Raw genomic sequence first — 25,230 nt, forward strand, 5'->3', positions numbered from 1 at the left:
CGCTGCTGGCTTCCGTGCTGGTGGCGATGACCGGCGCGATTGGCGGCGGGCGCGTCAATCCGGTGCGTCTGACGCTGGCGGGCGTGGCGCTGGGCGCGGTGCTGGATGGATTAACTTCTGGCCTGTCGCTGCTTAATCCCGATATCTACGATCATCTGCGCTTCTGGCACAGCGGCTCGCTGGATATTCGCAACTTCTCCACGTTACCTACGCTTTTCCCGGCGGTGCTGATCGGCAGCGTGGTGGCCATTGCGCTGTCGCAGGCGCTGAACAGTTTGAGTATGGGCGGCGACATGGCGACCGCGCTCGGTACGCGGGTGGCGCGCACCCAACTGCTTGGCCTGCTGGCGATTGCGCTGCTGTGCGGCGCAGCCACGGCGGCGGTAGGCCCAATTGCGTTTGTTGGTTTGATGACACCGCACTTTGCTCGCTGGCTGGTGGGCAACGATCACCGCTGGATGCTGCCCGCTACCGCGCTGATCACGCCGATTCTGCTGCTCGCCGCCGATATCCTTGGCCGCCTGCTGGTGGCGGGCGAGCTGCGGGTTTCCATCGTTACGGCGATGCTCGGTGCGCCGATGCTGATTGTACTGGTGCGCCGTAAATTGGGCCGGGGTGCACTATGACGCGTCGTGTCTGGCTTCATACGCTTTGGCTGCTGTGCGCCTGCGGTCTGCTGGCCTGGCTGGCGATGACGCGCGGCGCATTGCAGATCAGCGGAGAACAAATCGGACAAATTCTGCTGGGGCAGGGCGCCAGCAACGTCAAGCTGATCGTGCTGGAGTGGCGTTTGCCGCGCGTGCTGATGGCGCTGTTGATTGGTGCCGCGTTAGGCATCAGCGGCGCGATTTTCCAGTCGCTGCTGCGTAATCCGCTCGGCAGTCCGGACATTCTCGGTTTCAACACCGGCGCATACAGCGGCGTGCTGGTGGCGCTGGTACTGTTCAATCAAAGCGTCACGGCGATGACCGGCGCAGCGTTAATTGGCGGCATTGCCACGGCGGCGCTGGTCTATCTGTTTGCCTGGCGCAACGGCGTGGAAACCTTCCGCCTGATTATCGTCGGCATCAGCGTGCGAGCGCTGCTGATGGCGTTGAATTCATGGCTGATTATCAGCGCCTCGCTGGAGTCGGCGTTGAGTGCGGGCTTGTGGAGCGCCGGATCGCTTAACGGCATTACCTGGGCGAAAACGCCGCCGGTGATTGCGGTGCTGCTGTTGGCGTTACTGCTGATGGCGCTGCTGGCGCGGCGGATGCGGTTGCTGGAGATGGGCGATGATACCGCCTGCGCGCTCGGCGTACCGGTGGAGCGCAGCCGCCTGTGGCTGATGCTGATTGGCGTGGTGCTGACGGCGGCGTCCACTGCGCTGGTCGGGCCGATTTCGTTTGTCGCGCTGCTGGCACCGCAGATTGCCCGTCGTCTCGGCGGCGGCGTCAAAGGTGCCTTGCCGCTGGCGGCGATGTGCGGCGCGCTGCTGCTGATTGCCGCAGACTTCGCCGCCCAGCATCTGTTCCTGCCTTATCAATTACCGGTTGGCGTGATTACCGTCATCCTCGGTGGACTTTATCTGATTGCTTTACTGGTGCGGGAGGCGCGACGCCAATGACCGAGATCCCTTCACGTCTGCGCGGTGATAGCCTGACGCTGGGCTACGACAAAAAGGTGGTGGCAGAGAATCTTTCGGTGGCGATTCCGCAAGGTGAGCTGACGGTGATTATCGGCCCCAACGCCTGCGGAAAATCGACGCTGCTGCGTACGCTGAGTCGTCTGCATACACCGCTGAAAGGTGAGGTGTTGCTGGATGGCGCGGCCATTGCCAGCTATCCCACCAAAGAGGTGGCGCGGCGTCTGGGCCTGCTGCCGCAAAGTTCGAATGCGCCAGCGGGCATCAGCGTCACCGAGCTGGTGGCGCGCGGACGCTATCCGCATCAGGCGCTGTTTGGGCGCTGGCGTGCGGAAGATGAAGCGGCGGTGCAGAACGCGATGCGCGCCACCGGCGTGGCCGATTTGGCGCAGCAGTCGGTGGATACGTTATCGGGCGGTCAGCGCCAGCGCGTGTGGATTGCCATGGTTTTGGCGCAGGAAACGCCGCTGCTGCTGCTGGATGAACCGACGACCTGGCTGGATATCACCCATCAAATTGAGCTGCTGGAGTTGATGCAGGATCTTAATCAGCAGCATGGTCGTACGCTGGTGGTGGTGCTGCACGATCTTAATCATGCCTGCCGCTATGCCACGCATTTGATCGCCATGCGTTATGGCAAGATCGTCGCCGAAGGGAAGCCGTCGGAGATCGTGACGCCGGCGTTGATCGAGCAGGTGTACGGTTTGCGCTGCGTGATTGTGGAAGATCCAGTGGCGCATACGCCGATGATTGTGCCGCTGGGGCGCGGGAGTAGTTAAAGACAGTGCGCGCTGGCCCTCATCCCAACCTTCTCCCGCAAGCGGGAGAAGGAGCAGATTAGTTCCCTCTCCCGCTTGCGGGAGAGGGCTAGGGTGAGGGAAAGATCGCTATTGCAACAACCGCTGCAACAACGGCCCAATCTGCTCAAACATCTGCGGTGAAATGATCTCCACGTGGGCGCAATCCATCGGCCACACTTCCAGTTCACCGACATACGGCGCCCAGGCGCGGCGCGCATCTTGTCCAGGCTGCTGCGTCTGCTCGGCGAGGAACAGCGTGGCGCGACCGTTGAAACGGGCGCTGCGTGCCATTGCCAGCAGGCGCACCGAACTGGCGTAGTTGGCTTCGATGGTATCGAACATCCCACGCATCTCTTCACCGGCCTGATGGCGTTGCGCGGCGATAAACTGCTCGCGCTCGCGATTCACCTCTTCCAGCACCGCCGGATCCAGCACGTTCTCGCCGCGTTTCTCATCCCAGTTTTGCGTTTCCGGCGGCCAGGTATCCAGCAGGCCGAGGAACGCCACTTCTTCACCTGCCGCTTCCAGCCGTGCGGCGATGCCTTGCGCTAAAGTGCCACCCAGCGAATAGCCGAGGAAATAGTAAGGTCCGTGCGGCTGCACCTCGCGCAAGGTTTGCAGATGGGCGTCGCACACCTCATCCAGCTGCGCACTTTGGTTCAGCGGACTGTTGATATCCGGCGACTGAATGCCGACCAGCGACCAACGCTTTTCGAGATACCGCTGCAGGATGCTGAACTGCCAGGCAAAACCCGACGCCGGATGGAAGCAGAACAGCGTCGGTCCGTTGCTCTGACGCAGCGGCAGCACCGCTTCGAAACCGGCTTGCTGATGTGATTGCGTATCACTGAGCAGCGTTGCTAGCTTCTCCACCGTCGAGGCCACCATGATTTGCCCGACCGAGACCGGCTGTTGCAGTTCACGGCGCAGCTGCGCTGCTAAGCGCATCGCCAGCAGCGAATGGCCACCGAGGGCGAAAAAGTCATCCTGCGCGCTGATTTGCTCGCGTGCCAGCAACTGACAGAAAGCATTGGCTAAGGTGGTTTCCAGCCCGGCGTGCGGGGCGCGACCTGCGCTGACGCCAGCGGATTGCGGCAACGGCAGCGCTTTGCGATCGAGTTTGCCGTTGCTGCTGAGCGGGAAGGCATCGAGCTGCACAATCGCCACCGGCACCATATGCGCAGGCAGGCGTTGCGCCAGCGCCTGACGCAGCGCGTCGCTATCAACCGGCTGCTCTGCAATCACGTAACCGACCAGCTGACGCGCATCACCTTGCGCCGCCGAAGCGCCAAGCACCACCGCGTGTGTGACCGCCTGTTCAATGCCGGGCTGCGCGCTTAGCACATGATCGATTTCATTCAGTTCGATGCGCTGGCCGCGAATCTTCAACTGATCGTCGCTGCGGCCAAGATATTCCACCGCGCCGTTATCCAGCCAGCGCGCCACGTCGCCAGTAAGATACATGCGCTCACCGGGCATGAAAGGATCGGCGATAAAGCGGCTGGCGGTGAGATCGGGACGGCCAAGATAGCCATGCGCCAGCTGCACACCGGTTAAGTAGAGATCGCCTGCCACGCCCGGCGGCACCGGCTGCATGCGGGCATCGAGGATGCGCAGGCCGGTATTCCACACCGGAAAACCAATCGGCACGCTGGCGCCTTCGACCGCGGCCAATGCATCCCCAAATGCCGGATACCAGCTGACATCCACCGCCGCTTCGGTGGGGCCATACAGATTATGCAGCGGCACGCGCGTCAGTTTTTCCCATTCGCGCGATAAATCCGTCGGCAGCGCTTCACCGCTGCAGAACACGTTGCGCAGACTGGCGCAGCTGGCAATCGCCGGTTGATCATCCAGCGCCGCGACAAAGGCCGCCAGCATCGAGGGGACGAAATGCGTGGTGGTGACTTGGTAGCGGCCAAACAGCTGCTGCAGCGCTTCCGGGTCGCGATGGGCTTCTGGCGGTGCCATCACCAACTGCGCACCGACCAGCAGCGGCCAGAAGAATTCCCACACTGAGACGTCGAAGCTGCTCGGGGTTTTCTGTAGCACCACATCATCGGCTTGCAGCGGATAGCGATCCTGCATCCACAACAGGCGATTGACGATGGCTTCATGTCCCACCAGCACGCCTTTAGGGCGACCGGTCGAACCTGAAGTGTAAATCATGTAGGCGCCATCCTGCGGCGTCGGTGCGCTGGCCGGCTGCGGCGCATGCGGGTTGTTATACAGCACATCAAAATGCAGCTGATTGACCGATGCGATAGCGCTGAAGCGCGCGCGAAGCGCCGCGCAGGTGATCAGCGTTTTCGGCGCGGCGTCTTCCAGCATCAGCTGCAAACGGTCATCCGGGTATCCGGTATCGAGCGGCAAATAGGCGGCCCCGAGCGAAACAATCGCCTGCAGCGCCAGCGAGAGCTGCACCGAACGCGGCAGCGCCACGGCGACAATATCGCCACGCTGCACGCCGGCGGCGCTGAGATCGGCGGCCAGCGCAAACACCTGCTGCTGCATTTCGCGATAGCTAAGCTGATGTTGCGCATCGGCCAGCGCCGGTGCATCGGGCGTACGCGCCGCCTGTTGCGCTAACAGTGACGCCAGCGTTTCTGCCGGCAGCGGATAGGCAGTTTGGTTGATCGCGGCAATCTGCGCATGTTCTTCGGCGGTGAGCAGGTCGAGTTCGCCGCACGGCCGCTGCGGCTGTTGCGCCAGCTGATTGAGCAGCAGAGCAAAGCGGCTGGCGTGACGCTGCAAAGTTTGTTCGCTGTAACGTTCGGCATTCGCCAATAGCTCCAGCGTCAGTTCACCGTGCTCGCTGATATAGATGGCAATCTCCAGATCGCGCACCGGCCCGGACGCCAGTTGATGGGTGATGCCTTCCACGCCAGCGAAATCGAGCTGGTAATCAAACATCTTCAGGTTGATCACCGGACCGTACAGCGGATCGCTATCGCCGAGGCGGCCGAGATCGCGCTGCACCTGTTCGGCGTCATAGCGTTGATGACGACGCATCTTTTTCACTTCGCCCGCCAGCTGCGCGGCGAGCGCGCCGATCGGCTGCGTCGGATCGTAATGGATTGCCATCGGCAATACGTTGATCACCGGACCGGTGGCGCACAAGGCGGCCGAGCCGATACGGCGCATAAAGATGAAACCGGCGGCAAAGTCGTTTTGCCCGCTGAGACGCGCCAGCCACAGCGCCACTAGCGCAAAGGCGAGATCGGCCGCGCTGGCGTGCGGATGCTGCTGCACCAGCGTCTGGAAGGTGCTGCGATCCAGCGTAACGCTGTGGCGCAGCAGATCGGTGCTGGCATGTTGTCCGGCGAGCGGCAGCGGCGAGAGCGAAGCCGGTGAAGGCAGCGCCGCGCCTTTTTCGCGCCAGAATTGGCTGTCACGTACAAAGGAGGAGGATTCGCGATAGCGCTGATACTCGTCCACCACTTCGCTAAACGGAATAAACGGCGTCGGTTCAGCATCTTGCTGGCGTACGGCTGCGGTATAGAGATTGGCGATGCGGCGCGTCAGCGCGGTAAAGCTGAAGCCATCCACTACCAAATGGTGATAGCGCTGATACCAGAACCAATGCTGATCGTCGAGACGGAACAGGCGGTGATGCCACAGTTTTGCGTCGCTTAATACGCGCAGATCGCCATTCATGTCGTCACGCATCAGCGCACGCGCTGTGGCGGGCGCATCGGCCTCAGCACGCAAATCGACAATCTGCGGCAGGCTAAAGGAGTGTGGCTGCGGCCACTGCAACGCTTCGCCTTCCACTTCGCCAAATGCCATGTTCAGCGTGTCGGCTTCCTGCATGCCCGCGACGATCGACTGGGCCAACAGGGCGCTATCAATCTCACCGCGCAGTTCGACAAAGTGCGCCACCGCGTAAGCGTTGTGGTGCGGTGACAGCTGATCGGCAATCCAGATGCCAGGCTGTGCCGCGACTAACGGCAAGGTTTTTTGGTCGGTTTGCGTATTCATCAGAGATTCGGACATGGATGCTCCGGTTTGCTCCACAGCGCTTGCAAGCCATTCAGCAGGCCGCCGCGCCAACAGAGCGCGTCATGGCCGCCTTCCACCGGCTGGTAATTTACCTGATAGCCGGCAGCGCTAAGCTGCTGTTGGAGTTGTTGATTAGCTTGCAGAATCAAGCCTTCGCGTTTGCCCGCTTCGAGCCAAAAACGCAGCGGTTGGCGCGGCGCGAGACCGCTATCCAGCGCCTGCAGCAGCCAGCCGTGTGGATTGCCGCGTTCCGGCCACCAGAAGGATCCGGACAAGCTGAGCGCGTTGCCGAAAGTTTCCGGCCAGTGCAGCGCGGCAAACACCGACGCCAGGCCACCAAAGCTTTGTCCGGCGACGATGGTGCTGTCCGCCTGCTGGCGATAGGGCGTTGATTGTGCGATTTGCGGTAACAGTTCTTGCTGAATGGCTTGCCAAAACTGCGCGTTGCACGGCAGCTCGCGGCTGCGGTGTTCGCTGTCGATGATGCCGATAAACAGATATACCGCTGGCGGCAAAGAACCGGCATCGGTGAGCTGCTGCAGCGGTCCAGCAATCGGCATGCTGTGCGCCCAAAATTGCCCGTCGAGCATGATGGCCAGCGGACGCTGTGCAGGATTGGCCTCGCCGGTGGTGTAAATCCAGACCTTGCGGCTGTTGCCTAAGAGCGCGCTATCCCATTGCTGCTGTTGCAGTTCAATGGCTGGCGCTGTGCCGTGATCCACCGCTTGCCACAGCTGTTGATTGGGCGCGTGCGGCAGATGCAGCGGCGATACGCCCATACCGCGACCACCGGACCAGCCACGTAAGTGATTCAAAGGATCGGCCTGCGCCGTCGGGAATTTATTGCGCCACCAGTTGCGCAGTGTAGACATCTCGGCAACGCCGGTGAAGTCGGTGGCCTGATCATCGGGCATCAAACAGTAACTGCCGCGCCAGTTGGCGGGCAGCGAGGTCTGCCAATACCAAACATTGGTGCCCGCTACGCGCATTAACGACTGCGGCGGGCGGCGCTGGTGGTGATCGGTCACGCCGGTAATGTTGATCCACACGCGCTGGGTCGACGATTGCGTTTCATCGCCTTGCGGGTCACGCCAGAAGAAGGTGACCTGACATTGGCCATCGTCTGCTAACTCAATGCGGGGAATGCCTTGGGATTGTTGCGCCTGCCACCAGGCTTCACTGCCGGTTACATCATTTCGCCAGGTCATAGGGCTGCCAGTCGGTGTTTACGCGGAGATTTACATAAGCTTGATGAATAATACTATTGATAATAATTTGCATTTGCAATAGGGTGACTGCGCTCAAAAATGAGCACGCCTGTTCCGCCTGATGCTTACCGTTCGGTAAGGTTGCGCTACGGATGGTTTGAAGGGGCTGGAACTGGGCGCGATATGGACAGGGATCTTCTCACCGGCTCGCCAGTTAAGCATCCAACGGCTTTTCGCTGGCCATCCAGGAACGTATAAAATGAAAAATTACTCACGCTTATCATTAGCCATTCTGATTGAACTGGGGCTCTGCGCCTCACTGCTATCCAGCAGCGCCTGGGCAGCAGAGACTTCTTCCAGCAAAACCTCAGCCAGCACCACTGACGCACCATCAATGGACGGCGGCACCTTGATGGTCACCGCGCAGCAGCAGAACCTGCAAGCGCCGGGCGTTTCAACCATTACCGCCGACGAAATCAAAAAGCATCCGCCAGCACGCGATGTGTCCGAAATTATCCGAACCATGCCAGGCGTTAACCTGACCGGTAACTCCACCAGCGGCCAGCGCGGTAACAATCGCCAGATCGATATTCGCGGCATGGGCCCGGAAAACACCCTGATCATGGTGGATGGCATGCCGATCACCAGCCGCAATTCGGTGCGCCTTGGCTGGCGTGGTGAACGTGATACGCGTGGCGATACCAACTGGGTGCCGCCGGAGATGATCGATCACATCGACGTGATTCGCGGACCGGCAGCGGTGCGTTACGGCAACGGTGCAGCGGGCGGCGTGGTGAATATCATCACCAAAAAACAGACCGATCAGCAGTGGCACGGTTCCTGGAACACCTATTTCAACGTGCCGGAACATAAAGCGGAAGGCGCGACCAAGCGCACCAACTTCAGTCTCGAAGGGCCGCTGGGCGATGATTTCAACTTCCGTTTGTACGGCGGTTTAGCCAAAACCCAGGCCGATGCCTATGACATCAACGAAGGGCATGCGGCGGCGCGCACCGGCACCTATGCGGGCAGCTATCCGGCGGGTCGTGAAGGCTCGGTTAACAAAGATATCAATGCCTTGCTGAGCTGGGCCTTTGCGCCGATGCAGACGCTGGAGCTGCAGGGCGGTTTCAGCCGTCAGGGCAATCTGTATGCGGGTGACACGCAGAACACCAACACCAGCGCGCTGGTGAAAAGCCTGTACGGTGACGAAACTAACCGCCTGTACCGCCAGAACATCTCATTGAAATGGACCGGCGCATGGGATAACGGCGTCAGCACCAACACCTACGCGCGCTACGAGAAAACCCGTAACTCGCGCCTCAATGAAGGTTTGGCGGGCGGCACCGAAGGCATCTTCTCCAACAGCGATTTCAACACCATCCAACTGGATGATGTGCTGCTGCATAGCGAAGTTAGCATTCCATTTGAACTGCTGTTTAACCAAACCGCGACGCTGGGTACCGAATGGAACCAGCAGCGCATGAAAGACGGTTCTTCCAACACGCAGGCGGCGAACTACGGTTCGGTGCCGGGCATCGATAACACCGGCCGCAGCCCCTATTCCCAGGCAGAGATTTTCTCGCTGTTTGCGGAAGACAACATGGAGCTGACCGACAGCACCATGCTGACGCCAAGCCTGCGTTTCGATCACCACTCGATTGTTGGCAATAACTGGAGCCCGTCGCTCAACCTGTCGCAAGGTTTGGGCGATGACTTCACGCTGAAGATGGGGATTGGACGCGCTTACAAAGCGCCGAGCCTGTATCAAACCAATCCAAACTACTTGTTGTACAGCAATGGCCAGGGTTGTGCGGCCAGCACCGGCGCTTGTTACCTGCAAGGTAACAGCGACCTGAAAGCAGAAAACAGCATCAACAAAGAGATTGGTCTGGAGTGGAAACACGAAGGTTATCAGGCCGGTTTGACCTGGTTCCGCAACGATTATCGTAACAAGATCGAAGCCGGTTACTCGCCAGTCAGCAAAGCGTCCAATGGCACCACCGATATTTATAAGTGGGAAAACGTACCGAAAGCGGTGGTGGAAGGGCTGGAAGGTACCGTCAACGTGCCGTTCTCCGACAGCGTGACGTGGAACAACAACTTCACTTATATGCTGCAGAGTAAGAACAAAGAGACCGGCGATCGTTTATCGGTGATTCCGGAGTACACGCTGAACTCGACGCTGAGCTGGCAGGCGACGCAGGATCTGTCGCTGCAAACCACGCTGACCTGGTACGGCACGCAGACGCCGAAGAAGTATGATTACAAAGGGAATCTTTCTACCGGCAGCGCAACGGATAAAGTGAGTCCTTACTCAATTATTGGCATGAGCGGTACGTACGATATCAACAAGTACGCCAGCGTCACGGTGGGCATTGATAATCTGTTCGATAAACGCCACTATCGCGAAGGTAATGCGCAAACCACCGGTAACGCCAACACCAACTCTTATCTGTATGGTGCCGGCGCCAATACCTACAACGAATCCGGTCGTACTTACTTTATGAGCCTGAATACCCACTTCTAACGGCGTTTAGCCAATCAGTTGATGCGGTAAATAGCAGCGGGCAATCAGCCCGCTGCGATCTTCACGATTGACCAATTCCAGTCTGCCGCGATGCATCTGCACGATGCGCAGCACGATATTCAAACCCAAACCGCTGCCGCCGTAACGCTGATCGCGACGACGAAATGCTTGCGTGAGCTCTTCCGCTGCGGCGGCTTCAATGCCCGGACCTTGATCCCACACTTCGATAATCACCTGCTGCTGATCCTGCTGCATCTTCACCGCGACTTCGCTGCCTTCCGGGCTGTAACGCGAGGCGTTTTCCAGCAGATTGCGCAGCATCAGGCGCAGCAGCACCGCTTCGCCTTGCTGCGGCACATCGTTATTCTGCGGCCAGTGCAGGATTTGCTGACGCTGTTGATACATTTCGGCCATTTCTGGTTTCAGCGGTTGCATGATGTCTTGTTGCCACTGCAACTGCTGATAATGACCGCCCGCCAGCGCTTGTCCGGCGCGCGATAACATTAAAAGCTGTTCCACGGTGTGCATCAGCTGATCGATGCGTTCAATGAGCATCTCGCTCTGCGGCACGTTCTGCTGGTGGAGCAGCTCGAGGTGCAGGCGCAACCCGGCCAGCGGCGTACGCAACTCATGCGCGGCGTCGGCGGTGAACAGGCGTTCCTGCTGCAAGGTGTGATCGAGGCGTGAAAACAGTTGGTTGATCGAGGTGGTTACCGCCACGATCTCATCCATTTCGGAGTAGATCGGTAACGGCGTCAGGTTATCCGCTGAACGATGCGCAAGGCTGTCCTGCAGCGATTTCAGCGGACGAATAATCCAGTTAATCGCCCAAAATGACAGCAGCAAGGTGAGGGCGACCATCACTAATGAAGGCAGCAGCAACGAGGCAATCGCCTCACGGATCTCGTTTTCCACGCGATCGTTCCGCGCCTGCGCCGAGAGCGTTTCGTTGACCAAAAAACTGATCTGCTCGCGGCTTTCATGCCACAGCCAGATGGCGCTCATCACCTGACAGGTGAGGAGAATCAGCGCCAGCATGATCAGTAATCGCTGACGCATGCTGTTCATTCGCGGATTTCCAGACGGTAACCGACGCCGCGCACGGTTTTGATGCGATCTTTCCCGAGCTTGCGACGTAAATTGTGGATGTGAACTTCGAGGGTATTGGAGCCGGGATCGTCATTCCAGCTGTAGAGATCCTGCTGCAGCGTTTCGCGATGCACGTTTTGCCCCACGCGCATCAGTAAGCGGGTGAGCAACGCGAACTCTTTTGGCGTGATCTCCAGCGGGATCGCTTCCAGCAAAACCTGCTGTGAACTGAGATTGAGCGTCAAATCGCCCTGTTGCAGCAGGTTATCGCTGTGGCCCTGATAACGGCGAATCAGCGCTCGCACGCGTGCCTGTAACTCAACCAGCGCAAACGGCTTCACCAGATAATCATCAGCGCCGGCATCCAGACCATCAACGCGATCCTCCAGCGCATCGCGCGCTGTAAGGATCAATACCGGCACCGCAATGCCGTCGCGTCGCCACTGACGCAGCAGTGAAGCACCATCGCGATCCGGCAAGCCGAGATCGAGCACGATCAGGCTATATTGCCCGCTACGCAGCAGCGCATTGCTCTCTGCAGCCGTGCTCGCGCAGTCGATGGCGTAGCCCTGCGAGGTTAGTGCCTGCGCAAGGCCCGATTGCAATAGTGCATCATCTTCAACAATTAGCAGTTTCATCAGTTGTTCTTGTTGATATCCGTATAGAGGCGGCTCTCAAAACGTACCAGCGGGATGCGGCGCGTTTTCTGATCTTCCGGCGGCACAGCATAGCCGGACAGGAACTGGACAAAGGCGACGCGCGCGCCGCTGGAGGTGGTGATGAATCCTGCCAGATTATAGACGCCCTGCAGCGAACCGGTTTTCGCCGATACTTTGCCATCCAGTCCTGCTTCGTGCAGACCGCCGCGATATTGCAGCGTGCCGTCGTAACCGGCCAGCGGCAGCATCGAAATGTAATTCAGCGTCGAATCATTTTTCGCAATGTATTGCAGCACTTGCATCATGGTATCTGGCGCGATCAGGTCATGGCGCGACAGCCCGGAACCATCAACCTGAATGCTGTTACCGAGATCGACACCGGCTTTTTCGCGCAGAATGCGACGTACCGCATCCGAACCCGCGCGGAAGGTGCCCGGCACGTTGAAGTAGTGATGGCCGATGGTGCGGAACACGGTATCGGCGATCATGTTGTCTGACTTCTTCAGCATGGTGTGCAGCAGCGTGTGCAGCGGTGCAGATTGCGTCGAAGCCAACACGGTGCCCGGCGATGTCACTTGTGCCTGGCGAACCAGATGACCACTGTAATCAATATCGGCGGCGCGCAGCTCGGCTTTAAGAATCTCACCGGCCCACGCAGCCCCGTCCTGCACGGCAAAGGCCAGCGGCAGCGGCTCTGAACGTTGGCGCATGCAGCCGGTTAAGGTGTAGCGATTGAGCTCGCCTGGCACCACATCCAGCTCGCAATATTGTCCGTCACCGCTGTTGCGGCCAATGGTGCGCACCTGACTAAACATGTGCGCCGGATAATAGGAAGCGATACGCACAAAGGCGTTTTCGCCCGGCGTGTTGGCGCTATACAGCGAAACCGAGAAACAGTTTTTATCGACGATTGCTGCGCCCGGCGGCGCACTGAAGCACTGCGTCAGATCGTTCCACGGCCAGCCTGGCGCCATATCGTGGCTGGCGAACACCGAGGTGTCGATCACCAGATTGCCCTTAATATGGGTGATACCCTGCTTTTTCAGCGCTGTGACCATGTTGCGCAGATCCTGGCGGCTCAGCGTAGGATCGCCGCCAAATCGTGCCACTAAATCGCCATTCAGGGTGCCGTCATTGACCGCTCCTTTGGTCTCCATGGTGGTCTGGAAACGGAAATCGGGCCCGAGTTCTAACAAAGCCGCCAGCGCTGTCACCACTTTCATGGTGCTGGCCGGTAACGCCATCTGTTTGCCGTGATAATCGATTATCGGGGTGGATGCGCCCACTTTTTGTACCATCAGCGCCAGGTTTGCGCCGTCTGGCAAATACTGCATGTATTCATCAACGGGAGCTGCTTGTGCCTGCAGCATAAACGCACAGGTTAATCCGGTAACAAGTCGTGAAAATCGCATAATCTCGCGGTAACTGACGGGTGAGGGCGTCAATACTACGTCCCCGGACGGTGCAAAGTAAACGATGACCCACAGGGAACTCTGGGGTAAAATACGTATCAAAATGCAAAACCGAACCTGACCCGGAAAGCTTTCCCGGTCAGGCTTCTTTTGCTTGTGAAAAGAGGTAACGCGCCGCAGAAGCTGTTTTCTGCTGTCACCGGTCAGGATGACGCCGTTAACCAGGATAGATGACGAGGAGCCAAAATGAATCAGATTCCGATGACGTTGAAAGGCGCTGAGAAGCTACGCGAAGAGCTGAACGAACTGAAATCCGTGAAGCGTCCGCGCATTATCGCCTCCATCGCCACAGCCCGTGAGCACGGCGATTTGAAAGAGAATGCCGAATATCATGCGGCTCGCGAAGAACAGGGTTTCTGCGAGGGTCGTATTCAGGAGATCGAAGCCAAGCTTTCCAATGCGCAAGTCATTGATGTAACTGCCATGCCAAAAACCGGTCGCGTGATTTTTGGCGCTACCGTGACCATCCTCAATGTGGATACGGATGAAGAGTTCACCTATCGCATCGTGGGTGACGATGAAGCTGACTTCAAACAGAACCTGATTTCAGTGAATTCGCCGATGGCGCGTGGATTGGTTGGAAAATCAGCAGACGATGTCGCGATTGTGAAAACCCCGGGCGGGGATGTGGAATATGAAGTCCTGAAGGTGGAATACCTTTAAGATATTGCTACGCTTTGCAATATGTCGCTGCATTTTGTAAAGAAAGGAAAAAGGCCGCATTGCGGCCTTTTATCACATGCAGGAGCGTGGCACTTTCTTTGCCCGTCGCCGCCTTTAAAGGCATGATTAACGCGGAAGAGTAATTTTACGCTCTTTGGCAGGGCGATACAGCACCAGCGTGTTGCCGATTACCTGTACGTTGCCTGCTTTAGTCTCACGCACGATAGCGTCCACGATCAGCTGCTTAGTTTCACGATCTTCCGAGGCAATTTTTACCTTGATCAATTCGTGATGCTCGAGCGCCAGTTCGATTTCGGCGAGCACGCCTTCGGTCAGGCCATTACCGCCCAGCATGACAACCGGCTTAAGCGGATGGGCAAGGCCTTTCAGGTGCTGTTTTTGTTTGGTACTCAGATTCATCGTATTTTTTGCTTACTCAGGGATTGAAAACGGTTCATTCTACCGCCATCTCGGGTATATCGCCAAATCAACGCGACCATTGCGTGCTGATTTATCGCTACGATGACGATTTAATTGGAAAAATTATGACGGGTAAAAAGCGTTCGGCCAGTTCCAGTCGCTGGCTACAGGAACACTTTAGCGATAAATATGTGCTGCAGGCACAGAAAAAAGGGTTACGTTCGCGTGCCTGGTTTAAACTTGAAGAAATTCAGCAGGGTGACAAGATTTTCAAACCCGGGATGACAGTTGTTGATCTCGGTGCGGCACCCGGCGGTTGGTCGCAATATGTGGTTCAGCTTATCGGATCAAGTGGTCGTATCATCGCCTGCGATCTGTTACCAATGGATCCGATTGTCGGCGTTGATTTTTTGCAGGGCGATTTTCGAGATGAGGCGGTACTTAACGCCTTACTGGAGCGCGTAGGCGACCAAAAGGTGCAGGTGGTGATGTCTGATATGGCACCCAACATGAGCGGTACACCTGCGGTTGATATTCCACGTTCGATGTATTTGGTAGAATTGGCGCTGGAAATGTGTCGGGATATCCTGGCCCCAGGCGGCAGTTTTGTCGTGAAAGTGTTTCAGGGAGATGGCTTCGATGAATACCTGCGGGAAATTCGCTCCCTGTTTACGAAAGTGAAAATTCGTAAGCCGGACGCTTCGCGATTACGTTCGCGCGAAGTGTACATTGTGGCGACGGGGCGCAAACTTTAGCCCGAATTGCCGGAATCAAAGCAAGACGACCAATGCGTTTACTCTGATGTGTAATTCTGAGTTTCAGGGTAAACAAGCAAAATCATCCGCACTGCGATTCCAGGTATGAAGGAACTATAGTACCCTACGCTGTCTGTTAACATCGTTGTAATATGAGGTTAATCCCTTGAGTGACATGGCGAAAAACCTGATTCTCTGGTTAGTCATCGCGGTCGTGCTGATGTCTGTATTCCAGAGCTTTGGGCCCAGCGAGTCGAATGGCCGTAGGGTTGATTATTCAACTTTCCTATCGGAAGTGAACCAAGATCAGGTCCGCGAGGCACGAATTAACGGGCGTGAGATTAACGTTGTCAAAAAAGACAGCAACAAATACACCACCTATATCCCCGTCAACGATCCTAAGTTACTCGATAACCTGTTGACCAAAAACGTCAAAGTAGTTGGCGAACCGCCTGAAGAACCAAGCCTGTTGGCTTCCATCTTCATCTCATGGTTCCCAATGCTGCTGCTGATTGGCGTGTGGATCTTCTTTATGCGGCAGATGCAGGGCGGCGGCGGCAAGGGCGCGATGTCCTTCGGCAAGAGCAAAGCCCGCATGCTGACCGAAGATCAGATCAAAACCACTTTTGCTGACGTGGCCGGTTGTGATGAGGCCAAAGAAGAAGTGGGTGAGCTGGTAGAGTATCTGCGTGAGCCGAGCCGTTTCCAGAAACTGGGCGGTAAAATCCCGAAAGGCGTCCTGATGGTCGGCCCTCCGGGTACCGGTAAAACGCTGCTGGCGAAAGCGATTGCTGGCGAAGCGAAAGTACCGTTCTTTACTATTTCCGGTTCTGACTTCGTTGAAATGTTTGTCGGCGTTGGTGCATCTCGTGTGCGTGACATGTTCGAACAAGCCAAGAAAGCTGCGCCGTGCATCATCTTTATCGATGAAATCGATGCAGTTGGCCGTCAGCGTGGCGCCGGTTTAGGCGGTGGTCACGATGAGCGTGAACAAACGCTGAACCAGATGCTGGTTGAGATGGATGGCTTTGAAGGTAATGAAGGCATCATCGTTATCGCGGCAACTAACCGTCCGGACGTACTTGACCCAGCGCTGCTGCGTCCAGGCCGCTTTGACCGTCAGGTTGTCGTCGGTCTGCCAGACGTGCGTGGTCGTGAGCAGATTCTGAAAGTCCATATGCGTCGTGTGCCGCTGGCCACCGACATGGATCCTTCAGTTATCGCACGTGGTACGCCTGGCTTCTCCGGTGCGGATTTGGCTAACCTGGTTAACGAAGCTGCGCTGTTTGCTGCTCGCGGCAACAAGCGTGTGGTTTCAATGGTTGAGTTTGAAAAAGCCAAAGACAAAATCATGATGGGTGCAGAACGTCGCTCCATGGTGATGACCGAAGAGCAGAAAGAATCGACGGCCTATCACGAAGCGGGTCACGCGATCGTCGGTACGCTGGTTCCGGGTTACGATCCGGTGCACAAGGTCACCATCATCCCGCGTGGTCGTGCTCTGGGTGTGGCTTTCTTCTTGCCTGTAGGCGATGAGATCAGCGCCAACCGTCAGAAGCTGGAAAGCCGTATTTCAGTGGCTTATGGTGGACGTCTGGCGGAAGAGATCATTTATGGTCCGGACTATGTTTCTACCGGTGCTTCATCTGACATCAAAATGGCAACTAGCGTAGCACGCAACATGGTTACGCAGTGGGGCTTCTCTGAGAAGCTGGGTCCATTGCTTTACGCTGAAGAAGAGGGTGAAGTGTTCCTCGGTCGTTCAGTGGCGAAAGCAAAACACATGTCAGATGAAACGGCGCGCATTATCGATCAGGAAGTTAAACACCTTATCGATACCAACTATCAGCGTGCACGCCGTATTCTGAATGAAAACATGGACATCCTTCACGCGATGAAAGACGCGCTGATGAAGTATGAGACCATCGATGCACCGCAAATCAGCGATCTGATGGCACGCCGCGAAGTGCGCCCACCAGCAGGCTGGGAAGAGGCGAAAGTTGCTGTGGGTAACGGCGACTCAACGCAGGCTCCACGTCCTGTTGATGACCCGAAAACGCCGGGTTCAGACAAGATCATGTGATAGCGTTCTGGCGGGATGCGTTGCTCACCGCCAGATTTGCAGCCGCAATACTTGTTACAATGCAAACCCCGGCAAGTCCGGGGTTTTTTACATTCTGCGATTCAGTGATTCCTCAAGGAGATTCTCGCCATGAAGTTGTTCGCCCGTGATTCCCATCTCGATCTCTCTTTTCCCCATGTGATGGGTATTTTGAATGTCACGCCGGACTCTTTCTCTGATGGTGGAAGCCACAACACGCTGGTCGATGCGCTGACGCACACCAATGAAATGGTGAATGCCGGTGCCACCATTATTGATGTGGGCGGTGAATCAACGCGTCCGGGCGCTGATGAAGTTAGCGTAGAAGAAGAGCTGGCACGCGTTATTCCGGTGGTGGAAGCCATCGCGCAGCGTTTTGAGGTGTGGATCTCCGTCGATACTTCCAAACCAGAAGTGATCCGTGAAGCGGCGCGAGTGGGTGCTCACATTATCAATGACATTCGCTCACTGTCTGAACCGGGCGCGCTGGCAGCGGCAGCAGAAACCGGTCTGCCGGTGTGTTTGATGCACATGCAAGGTGAACCGCGCACCATGCAGCAGGCACCAGAATATAGCCATATCGTGAACGAAGTGGACGCTTACTTCGCTGCGCAGATTGCGCGATGTGAAGCAGCCGGTATCAAAAAAGATAATCTGCTGCTCGATCCTGGCTTCGGTTTCGGTAAGAATCTCAGCCACAACTATGAACTGCTGGCCAATCTGAGCCATTTCCACCATTACGGCTTACCGCTGCTGGTTGGGATGTCACGGAAGTCGATGGTTGGTCAGTTGCTAAATGTCGGTCCGGCGCAGCGACTGACCGGAAGCCTCAGCTGTGCGGTGATTGCCGCCATGCAAGGGGCGCAAATTATTCGCGTGCATGATGTGAAAGAGACTGTCGAAGCGATGCGCGTCGTCGAAGCGACACGGAGAGCAAAAGGATAAAGGCATGAGTAATCGTAAATATTTCGGTACAGATGGTATTCGCGGCAAAGTCGGTGAAGCACCGATTACCCCTGATTTTGTTCTCAAGTTGGGTTGGGCGGCCGGTAAGGTGCTGGCGCGTCAGGGTTCACGCAAAGTATTGATTGGTAAAGATACGCGAATTTCAGGCTATATGCTGGAATCGGCATTGGAAGCGGGGCTAGCGGCGGCGGGATTGTCGGCGGCCTTCACCGGCCCGATGCCGACGCCTGCTATTGCTTATCTGACACGCACTTTTCGCGCTGAAGCCGGCATCGTGATTTCGGCTTCGCATAATCCCTTCGACGACAATGGCATCAAATTCTTCTCTGCTGAAGGCACCAAGCTGCCGGATGAAGTCGAAGAAGCCATTGAGCTGGAGATGGAAAAGCCGATCACCTGTGTGGAGTCAGCTGAACTGGGCCGCGCCAGTCGCATTGTCGATGCCGCAGGTCGTTACATCGAATTCTGCAAAGGGACTTTTCCCAGCGAGCTGAGCCTGAATGGGCTGAAGATTGTGGTCGATTGCGCTAACGGTGCGACTTACCACATTGCGCCGAATGTGCTGCGTGAGCTGGGTGCGACTGTGATTGCTATCGGCGTGCAGCCGGATGGCATGAACATTAACAAAGATTGCGGTGCGACCGATCTGCGTCTGCTGCAGCATCGCGTGTTGGAAGAGAAGGCCGATCTCGGACTGGCTTACGACGGCGATGGCGACCGCATCATGATGGTTGACCATTTAGGTCATAAAGTCGATGGCGATCAGATTCTCTACATCATTGCACGCGAAGGGCTGCGTCAGGGCCAACTGCGCGGCGGCGTGGTCGGCACGCTGATGAGCAACATGGGTCTGGAGCTGGCGCTGAAACAGCTGGGCATTCCATTCACTCGTGCGAAAGTGGGCGACCGCTATGTGCTGGAAAAAATGCAGGAGAAGGGCTGGCGTTTAGGCGCGGAAAACTCCGGTCACGTCATTCTGCTGGATAAAACCACCACCGGCGACGGCATTGTGGCAAGTTTGCAAGTGCTCACTGCAATCGTGCGCAACCATATGACGCTTCACGATCTGTGCAGCGGCATGAAAATGCTGCCGCAGATTTTGGTCAATGTGCGTTTCGCTGGCGAGCACGATCCGTTGGAAAGCGAGAGCGTGAAAGCGGTGACCGCAGAAGCAGAAAAAACGCTGGCAGGGCGCGGTCGTGTGCTGCTGCGCAAATCCGGCACAGAGCCACTGATTCGTGTGATGGTAGAAGGCGAAGATGAGGCGCAGGTCAGCGCGCTGGCGCACAAAATCGCGGATGCAGTAAAAGCGGTTTAAGTTGTTTCAGGCGGAGAGGTTTTGTACTTTCCGCCTGCAAAATCACCGGGATGGTGATTTTTTCCGCAATCGAAAGCGATGGTGAAAATTGCACTTGCAGAGGTATGTGCCTTTGGTTAGTATTCACACCCGCTTCTGATGGGTGATGACGAGACTCCCCATCGATATTGGTTGAAGCTTTAACTGTGCAGATAACGCGCAAGGAAACAGGTTGATTATGTACGAAGCTCTGTTAGTTGTTTTCCTTATTGTAGCGATTGGCCTCGTCGGTTTGATCATGCTGCAGCAAGGCAAAGGCGCTGATATGGGAGCCTCATTCGGTGCGGGCGCTTCTGGTACGCTGTTCGGTTCAAATGGGTCTGGCAACTTTATGACTCGCATGACCGCAGTACTGGCTACGCTGTTCTTCATCATCAGCCTGGTTCTGGGTAACCTGAACAGTAATAAAACAGCCAAAGGTAGCGAGTGGGATAACCTCACTGCGCCGGCGCAGTCTGAACAGCAGACTCAGCCAGCTAAACCGGTAACGCCGGGCAATGATATCCCGCAGTAAGATCGTCAACGCTGTAGTGCGATAAAACAACGTCGCAGTCTAGTGATGTACCGAGGTGGTGAAATTGGTAGACACGCTACCTTGAGGTGGTAGTGCTCGAAAGGGCTTACGGGTTCAAGTCCCGTCCTCGGTACCAAATCTCAGTTTAACTTGCATTTTTTGCAAGGTCGGCGTATTATTCGCCACGTTTTCGGACGCGGGGTGGAGCAGCCTGGTAGCTCGTCGGGCTCATAACCCGAAGGTCGTCGGTTCAAATCCGGCCCCCGCAACCACTTTCCCTTAGAGTTCTTTTTCAAATATACTGTATGCATCGACGGACGCAATCTCAGTGATTTTTGAAAAAAATTCTTTTGGATTGTGCTCCGAAGCCGCTATGCGGCGTACAGGGTCCAGTCACAAAAAGCCCCGAATATTCGGGGTTTTTTGTTATCAGGAAATCGAAACACTGGGCTATAGGCCCTTTTTTTATGTCTTGGGGGTGGGCTTGTCCACATTAGAGCAAAAATTGACAGAGTTGATCTCTGCTCCAGTAGAAGCGCTTGGCTACGAATTAGTCGGTATTGAGTTTATTCGTGGTCGCACATCAACCCTGCGCATCTATATTGATAGTGAAGAGGGTATCAATGTTGATGATTGCGCCGATGTTAGCCACCAGGTTAGCGCAGTAATGGATGTGGAAGATCCAATTACCGTGGCTTACAACCTTGAAGTTTCCTCGCCGGGTCTCGAACGTCCTCTTTTCACTGCTGAACACTATGCACGTTTTGCCGGTGACGAGGTGAGCCTGGTACTACGCATGGCCGTACAAAACCGCCGTAAATGGCAGGGTATCATTAAGTCTGTTGAAGGCGAGATGATCACGGTGACCGTTGAGGGTAACGATGAAGTGTTCGCGCTGAGCAACATTCAGAAAGCGAACCTGGTCCCCCACTTTTAAAAGTCCGGATTGAGGCTAACCAGGATGAACAAAGAGATCTTAGCTGTAGTAGAAGCCGTTTCTAACGAAAAAGCCCTGCCGCGTGAGAAAATCTTCGAAGCGCTGGAGAGCGCTTTGGCCACTGCGACCAAAAAGAAGTATGAGCAAGAGATCGAAGTGCGTGTCAGCATCGATCGCCGCAGCGGCGATTTCGACACCTTCCGTCGCTGGCAGATTGTGGAAGAAGTCACGCAGCCGACTCGCGAGATCACGCTGGATGCAGCTCGTTATGAAGACGAAGCGTTCAATCTGGGCGAATTTGTCGAAGATCAGATTGAATCTGTCACCTTCGACCGTATCACCACCCAAACTGCTAAGCAGGTTATCGTACAAAAAGTACGTGAAGCTGAGCGCGCGATGGTGGTTGATCAGTTCCGTCAACACGAAGGCGAAATCATCACCGGCGTGGTGAAGAAAGTGAACCGTGACAACATTTCACTGGACCTCGGCAGCAATGCTGAAGCCGTGATTGTGCGTGAAGACATGCTGCCGCGTGAAAACTTCCGTCCAGGTGACCGTATCCGCGGTGTGCTGTACGCCGTTCGCCCTGAAGCGCGTGGCGCGCAGCTGTTCGTCACCCGTTCTAAGCCAGAGATGCTGATCGAATTGTTCCGCATTGAGGTTCCAGAAATTGGCGAAGAAGTTATCGAGATCAAAGCGGCAGCGCGCGATCCGGGTTCACGCGCCAAAATCGCGGTGAAAACCAACGATAAACGTATTGATCCAGTTGGCGCTTGCGTCGGTATGCGCGGTGCGCGTGTCCAGGCGGTTTCGAGCGAGCTGGGTGGCGAGCGTATCGACATTGTGCTGTGGGACGACAACCCGGCGCAGTTCGTTATCAACGCCATGGCGCCAGCCGATGTGGCGTCAATTGTGGTGGATGAAGACAATCACACCATGGATATCGCTGTTGAAGCCGGTAATCTGGCTCAGGCGATCGGCCGTAATGGCCAAAACGTGCGTCTGGCTTCCCAACTGAGCGGTTGGGAACTGAACGTGATGACCGTCGATGATCTGCAGGCCAAGCACCAAGCTGAAGCCCATGCAGCGATCGATATGTTCACCAAACATCTCGACATCGACGAAGAGTTCGCCACCATTCTGGTGGAAGAGGGCTTCTCTTCGCTGGAAGAATTGGCTTATGTGCCAATCAACGAGCTGCTGGAAATCGACGGCCTCGATGAAGAGACCATTGAAGCCCTGCGTGAACGAGCAAAAAATGCGTTAACTACCCTGGCATTAGCGAAAGAAGAGAGCCTTGGTAATCAGGAGCCCGCTGAGGATCTTCTGAATCTTGAGGGCTTGGATCGTGCGCTGGCGTATCGCCTGGCGGCGAAAGGCGTTTGCACGCTGGAAGATCTCGCTGAGCAAGGTGTTGACGATCTGACAGATATTGAAGGGCTGGATGACGAGAAAGCCGGTGCGCTGATTATGGCTGCACGTAATATCTGCTGGTTCGGCGATGACGCGTAATAACAGGAAGGAACAGCATGACAGATGTAACCGTAAAATCGCTGGCCGCCGAAATTCAGACCCCGGTCGATCGCCTGGTACAGCAATTTGCTGATGCAGGGATCCGTAAGTCTGAGAACGATGCGGTGTCCCAGCAAGAGAAAGAAACCTTACTGTCTCACCTGAATCGTGAGCACGGTCAGACCGGTTCAAGCAAGCTGACTTTGCAGCGCAAGACGCGCAGCACCTTGAATATTCCCGTCACCGGGGGTAAAAGTAAGTCGGTACAAATTGAAGTCCGCAAAAAGCGCACATACGTGAAAGGCGACGCAGAGTCTGAGCAAGCTCAGGCAGAAGCGGAAGCCGAGGCGCAGCGTGAAGCGGAAGAGCAGGCGCGTCGCGAGGCGGAAGAACAAGCCCGTCGCGAAGCTGAACAGAAAGCGCAACGTGAAGCCGAAGATAAAGCCAAGCGCGAAGCCGCTGACAAGGCCAAACGTGAAGCAGCGGAAAAAGAGAAATTGACTAATCAACCTACCGACGTAGTAGCCAAGGCTGCGCAGTCTGATAAAGCCCGTCGTGAAGCAGAAGCTGCCGAACTGAAACGTAAAGCAGAAGAAGAAGCACGCCGTAAGCTGGAAGAAGATGCGCGCCGCGTGGCTGAAGAAGCCCGCCGCCTGGCTGAAGAAAAAGCCGCTGAATGGGCAAAACCTGAAGAAGAGGACAAAGGCGACTATCACGTCACTACCTCAACTCACGCCCGTCAGGCAGAAGACGAGAACGATCGCCAGGTAGAAGCTGGCCGTGCACGTGCTCGCACTACCAAAGCTGCTCGCCCGGTGAAGAAAGGCAACAAGCATTCTGAAGCCAAAACCGATCGCGAAGAAGCGCGTGCGCAGGTTCGTGGCGGCAAAGGTGGCAAACATCGTAAGCCAAGCACCCTGCAGCAGGGCTTCAACAAGCCAGCTCAGGCTGTTAACCGCGATGTTGTCATCGGTGAAACCATCACCGTTGCTGAACTGGCCAACAAAATGGCGATCAAAGGTTCTCTGGTCGTTAAAGCGATGATGAAGATGGGCGCCATGGCGACCATCAACCAGGTTATCGATCAAGAAACCGCTCAGATGGTCGCGGAAGAGATGGGTCACAAAGTGATCCTGCGCCGCGAGAATGAGCTGGAAGAAGCGGTAATGGACGATCGTGATACCGATGCTGCGCAGGAAAGCCGTGCGCCAGTCGTGACCATCATGGGTCACGTTGACCACGGTAAAACCTCTCTGCTTGACTACATTCGTTCAACGAAAGTGGCATCAGGCGAAGCGGGCGGTATTACCCAGCATATCGGTGCTTACCACGTTGAAACTGACAACGGTATGATCACCTTCCTCGATACCCCGGGACACGCCGCGTTTACCGCAATGCGTGCTCGTGGTGCGCAGGCCACGGATATCGTTATCCTGGTTGTGGCTGCAGACGATGGCGTGATGCCTCAGACCGTTGAAGCTATCCAGCATGCGAAAGCAGCCGGTGTGCCAGTGGTTGTTGCGGTCAACAAAATCGATAAGCCAGATGCTGATCCAGACCGCGTTAAGAACGAACTGACCCAATACGGCATTCTTCCGGAAGAGTGGGGCGGTGAGAACATGTTCGTTAACGTCTCTGCGAAAGCCGGTACCGGTATTGACGACCTGTTGAATGCAATTCTGCTGCAAGCAGAAGTACTGGAACTCTCAGCTATCCGTGAAGGTATGGCGAGCGGCGTGGTCATTGAATCGTTCCTCGACAAAGGTCGTGGTCCGGTTGCTACCGTGCTGGTACGTGAAGGTACGCTGAACAAAGGCGATATCGTGCTGTGCGGCTTCGAATACGGCCGTGTACGTGCGATGCGTGACGAACTGGGTCGTGAAGTGCTGGAAGCGGGTCCATCCATTCCGGTGGAAATCCTGGGTCTGTCCGGTGTTCCGGCCGCAGGTGATGAAGCGACTGTCGTACGTGATGAAAAGAAAGCGCGTGAAGTTGCACTGTATCGTCAGGGCAAATTCCGTGAAGTTAAGCTGGCGCGTCAGCAGAAGTCTAAGTTGGAGAACATGTTCGCCAACATGACTGAAGGCGAAGTGTCTGAGCTGAACATCGTACTGAAATCTGACGTACAGGGTTCTGTCGAAGCCATCTCTGATTCGCTGCTGAAACTCTCTACCGACGAAGTGAAAGTGCGCATCATCGGTTCAGGCGTAGGTGGTATCACCGAAACCGACGCAACCCTGGCTGCAGCATCCAACGCTATCATCCTCGGCTTCAACGTGCGTGCTGATGCATCTGCTCGCCGCGTGATTGACGCTGAAAACGTTGACCTGCGTTACTACTCCGTCATCTATAATCTGATCGACGAAGTGAAAGCAGCGATGAGCGGTATGCTGGCGCCAGAGTTCAAGCAGCAGATTATCGGTCTGGCTGCGGTGCGTGACGTGTTCAAATCACCGAAGTTTGGTGCCATCGCGGGCTGTATGGTCACCGAAGGTAACATCAAACGTCACAACCCAATCCGCGTTCTGCGTGACAACGTGGTTATCTATGAAGGCGAGCTGGAATCTCTGCGCCGCTTCAAAGATGACGTTAACGAAGTCCGTAACGGCATGGAATGTGGT

Annotated in this window: 19 protein-coding genes and 2 tRNA genes; 15 read left to right on the forward strand and 6 right to left on the reverse strand. The window is 56.2% G+C overall.

Translation table 11 applies throughout. From position 1 onward, the window contains the following. The 3 genes from RTM06_RS16960 to RTM06_RS16970 all read left to right on the forward strand — a co-directional run. Positions 1-626 (forward strand): iron chelate uptake ABC transporter family permease subunit (locus tag RTM06_RS16960; RefSeq protein ID WP_312183743.1); only part of this gene is annotated, 626 nt, incomplete at its 5' end. Next, positions 623-1,606 (forward strand): iron-enterobactin ABC transporter permease, encoded by a 984-nt coding sequence (gene fepG / locus RTM06_RS16965; protein ID WP_312183745.1) that lies wholly within the window; start codon positions 623-625, stop codon positions 1,604-1,606. The genes RTM06_RS16960 and fepG, both read left to right, overlap by 4 nt. After that, positions 1,603-2,403: an ATP-binding cassette domain-containing protein gene (locus RTM06_RS16970; RefSeq protein ID WP_312183747.1), complete on the forward strand. Its 801-nt coding sequence runs from the start codon at positions 1,603-1,605 to the stop codon at positions 2,401-2,403. Before fepG ends, RTM06_RS16970 begins: the two co-directional genes overlap by 4 nt. Before the next feature lie 108 nt (positions 2,404-2,511). Here RTM06_RS16970 and RTM06_RS16975 read toward each other — a convergent pair whose 3' ends face one another. Both RTM06_RS16975 and fes read right to left on the reverse strand, forming a co-directional pair. After that, positions 2,512-6,420 carry an enterobactin synthase subunit F gene (locus tag RTM06_RS16975; RefSeq protein WP_312183749.1) on the reverse strand — a complete coding sequence of 1,303 codons (3,909 nt, stop codon included), beginning with the start codon at positions 6,418-6,420 and terminating at the stop codon, positions 2,512-2,514. Beyond that, a complete protein-coding gene (gene fes, locus RTM06_RS16980) occupies positions 6,405-7,634 on the reverse strand; it encodes an enterochelin esterase (protein WP_312183751.1) in 1,230 nt (409 codons plus the stop codon). The genes RTM06_RS16975 and fes overlap by 16 nt, the downstream gene beginning before the upstream one ends. A gap of 259 nt (positions 7,635-7,893) precedes the next feature. On the opposite strand from fes, the gene RTM06_RS16985 reads away from it, so the two are divergent. Then, a complete protein-coding gene (locus RTM06_RS16985; protein WP_312183753.1) occupies positions 7,894-10,164 on the forward strand; it encodes a TonB-dependent siderophore receptor in 2,271 nt (756 codons plus the stop codon). Positions 10,165-10,170: 6 nt separating this feature from the next. On the opposite strand, the gene pmrB is transcribed toward RTM06_RS16985, so the two are convergent. Genes pmrB through dacB form a run of 3 tightly spaced genes read right to left on the reverse strand, consistent with a single transcriptional unit; the run spans position 10,171 to position 13,324 of the window. After that, the gene (pmrB, locus tag RTM06_RS16990) at positions 10,171-11,232 is read right to left on the reverse strand and encodes a two-component system sensor histidine kinase PmrB (protein WP_256698281.1); all 1,062 of its coding nucleotides are present in this window, start codon (positions 11,230-11,232) and stop codon (positions 10,171-10,173) included. Continuing rightward, positions 11,229-11,891 (reverse strand): two-component system response regulator PmrA, encoded by a 663-nt coding sequence (pmrA, locus tag RTM06_RS16995; protein WP_061718248.1) that lies wholly within the window; start codon positions 11,889-11,891, stop codon positions 11,229-11,231. The genes pmrB and pmrA overlap by 4 nt, the downstream gene beginning before the upstream one ends. Further along, positions 11,891-13,324: a serine-type D-Ala-D-Ala carboxypeptidase gene (gene dacB / locus RTM06_RS17000; protein WP_312183756.1), complete on the reverse strand. Its 1,434-nt coding sequence runs from the start codon at positions 13,322-13,324 to the stop codon at positions 11,891-11,893. Before dacB ends, pmrA begins: the two co-directional genes overlap by 1 nt. Positions 13,325-13,570: 246 nt before the next feature. Between dacB and greA the strand changes: the two genes are divergently transcribed. Then, entirely contained in the window at positions 13,571-14,047 is a 477-nt protein-coding gene (gene greA, locus RTM06_RS17005) for a transcription elongation factor GreA (RefSeq protein WP_008104312.1), read from the forward strand. 126 nt (positions 14,048-14,173) lie between these two features. Here the strand turns inward: greA and yhbY are convergent, their stop codons facing one another. Then, complete coding sequence (gene yhbY / locus RTM06_RS17010) at positions 14,174-14,467, reverse strand: ribosome assembly RNA-binding protein YhbY (protein WP_007886683.1); 294 nt, start codon at positions 14,465-14,467, stop codon at positions 14,174-14,176. Positions 14,468-14,592: 125 nt separating this feature from the next. Between yhbY and rlmE the strand changes: the two genes are divergently transcribed. From rlmE to infB, 10 genes are all read left to right on the forward strand, one after another. Then, positions 14,593-15,222, forward strand: a complete 630-nt coding sequence (gene rlmE / locus RTM06_RS17015) for a 23S rRNA (uridine(2552)-2'-O)-methyltransferase RlmE (RefSeq protein WP_007886684.1) — start codon at positions 14,593-14,595, stop codon at positions 15,220-15,222. Between the two features lie 175 nt (positions 15,223-15,397). After that, on the forward strand, positions 15,398-17,305 hold the full coding sequence (ftsH, locus tag RTM06_RS17020; protein WP_036620266.1) for an ATP-dependent zinc metalloprotease FtsH: 1,908 nt from the start codon (positions 15,398-15,400) through the stop codon (positions 17,303-17,305). Positions 17,306-17,434: 129 nt separating this feature from the next. Further along, the gene (folP, locus tag RTM06_RS17025) at positions 17,435-18,268 is read left to right on the forward strand and encodes a dihydropteroate synthase (protein ID WP_256698283.1); all 834 of its coding nucleotides are present in this window, start codon (positions 17,435-17,437) and stop codon (positions 18,266-18,268) included. 4 nt (positions 18,269-18,272) lie between these two features. After that, positions 18,273-19,607 (forward strand): phosphoglucosamine mutase, encoded by a 1,335-nt coding sequence (gene glmM / locus RTM06_RS17030; RefSeq protein WP_008104307.1) that lies wholly within the window; start codon positions 18,273-18,275, stop codon positions 19,605-19,607. 217 nt (positions 19,608-19,824) lie between these two features. After that, a complete protein-coding gene (gene secG / locus RTM06_RS17035; RefSeq protein ID WP_312183759.1) occupies positions 19,825-20,160 on the forward strand; it encodes a preprotein translocase subunit SecG in 336 nt (111 codons plus the stop codon). 49 nt (positions 20,161-20,209) lie between these two features. Next, positions 20,210-20,296: transfer RNA gene (locus RTM06_RS17040), tRNA-Leu, on the forward strand. A 59-nt stretch (positions 20,297-20,355) separates the two neighbouring features. Further along, a tRNA-Met gene (locus RTM06_RS17045) sits at positions 20,356-20,432 on the forward strand. A gap of 212 nt (positions 20,433-20,644) precedes the next feature. Continuing rightward, positions 20,645-21,097, forward strand: a complete 453-nt coding sequence (rimP, locus tag RTM06_RS17050) for a ribosome maturation factor RimP (RefSeq protein WP_036620302.1) — start codon at positions 20,645-20,647, stop codon at positions 21,095-21,097. Positions 21,098-21,121: 24 nt separating this feature from the next. Beyond that, positions 21,122-22,609 carry a transcription termination factor NusA gene (nusA, locus tag RTM06_RS17055; protein WP_008104302.1) on the forward strand — a complete coding sequence of 496 codons (1,488 nt, stop codon included), beginning with the start codon at positions 21,122-21,124 and terminating at the stop codon, positions 22,607-22,609. 17 nt (positions 22,610-22,626) lie between these two features. After that, positions 22,627-25,230: translation initiation factor IF-2 (infB, locus tag RTM06_RS17060; protein ID WP_312183761.1), on the forward strand; the 2,604-nt coding region annotated here is incomplete at its 3' end.

The sequence above is a fragment of the Pantoea sp. CTOTU46764 genome, assembly GCF_031974595.1.
GTDB classification, from domain to species: Bacteria; Pseudomonadota; Gammaproteobacteria; order Enterobacterales; family Enterobacteriaceae; genus Pantoea; species Pantoea trifolii.

Bases quoted from the DNA above. Each gene is read 5' to 3' on its own strand.
- fepG (WP_312183745.1), top strand. From the start codon at position 623: ATGACGCGTCGTGTCTGGCTTCATACGCTTTGGCTGCTGTGCGCCTGC.
- RTM06_RS16970 (WP_312183747.1), top strand. From the start codon at position 1,603: ATGACCGAGATCCCTTCACGTCTGCGCGGTGATAGCCTGACGCTGGGC.
- RTM06_RS16975 (WP_312183749.1), bottom strand. From the start codon at position 6,420: ATGTCCGAATCTCTGATGAATACGCAAACCGACCAAAAAACCTTGCCG.
- fes (WP_312183751.1), bottom strand. From the start codon at position 7,634: ATGACCTGGCGAAATGATGTAACCGGCAGTGAAGCCTGGTGGCAGGCG.
- RTM06_RS16985 (WP_312183753.1), top strand. From the start codon at position 7,894: ATGAAAAATTACTCACGCTTATCATTAGCCATTCTGATTGAACTGGGG.
- pmrB (WP_256698281.1), bottom strand. From the start codon at position 11,232: ATGAACAGCATGCGTCAGCGATTACTGATCATGCTGGCGCTGATTCTC.
- pmrA (WP_061718248.1), bottom strand. From the start codon at position 11,891: ATGAAACTGCTAATTGTTGAAGATGATGCACTATTGCAATCGGGCCTT.
- dacB (WP_312183756.1), bottom strand. From the start codon at position 13,324: ATGCGATTTTCACGACTTGTTACCGGATTAACCTGTGCGTTTATGCTG.
- greA (WP_008104312.1), top strand. From the start codon at position 13,571: ATGAATCAGATTCCGATGACGTTGAAAGGCGCTGAGAAGCTACGCGAA.
- yhbY (WP_007886683.1), bottom strand. From the start codon at position 14,467: ATGAATCTGAGTACCAAACAAAAACAGCACCTGAAAGGCCTTGCCCAT.
- rlmE (WP_007886684.1), top strand. From the start codon at position 14,593: ATGACGGGTAAAAAGCGTTCGGCCAGTTCCAGTCGCTGGCTACAGGAA.
- ftsH (WP_036620266.1), top strand. From the start codon at position 15,398: ATGGCGAAAAACCTGATTCTCTGGTTAGTCATCGCGGTCGTGCTGATG.
- folP (WP_256698283.1), top strand. From the start codon at position 17,435: ATGAAGTTGTTCGCCCGTGATTCCCATCTCGATCTCTCTTTTCCCCAT.
- glmM (WP_008104307.1), top strand. From the start codon at position 18,273: ATGAGTAATCGTAAATATTTCGGTACAGATGGTATTCGCGGCAAAGTC.
- secG (WP_312183759.1), top strand. From the start codon at position 19,825: ATGTACGAAGCTCTGTTAGTTGTTTTCCTTATTGTAGCGATTGGCCTC.
- nusA (WP_008104302.1), top strand. From the start codon at position 21,122: ATGAACAAAGAGATCTTAGCTGTAGTAGAAGCCGTTTCTAACGAAAAA.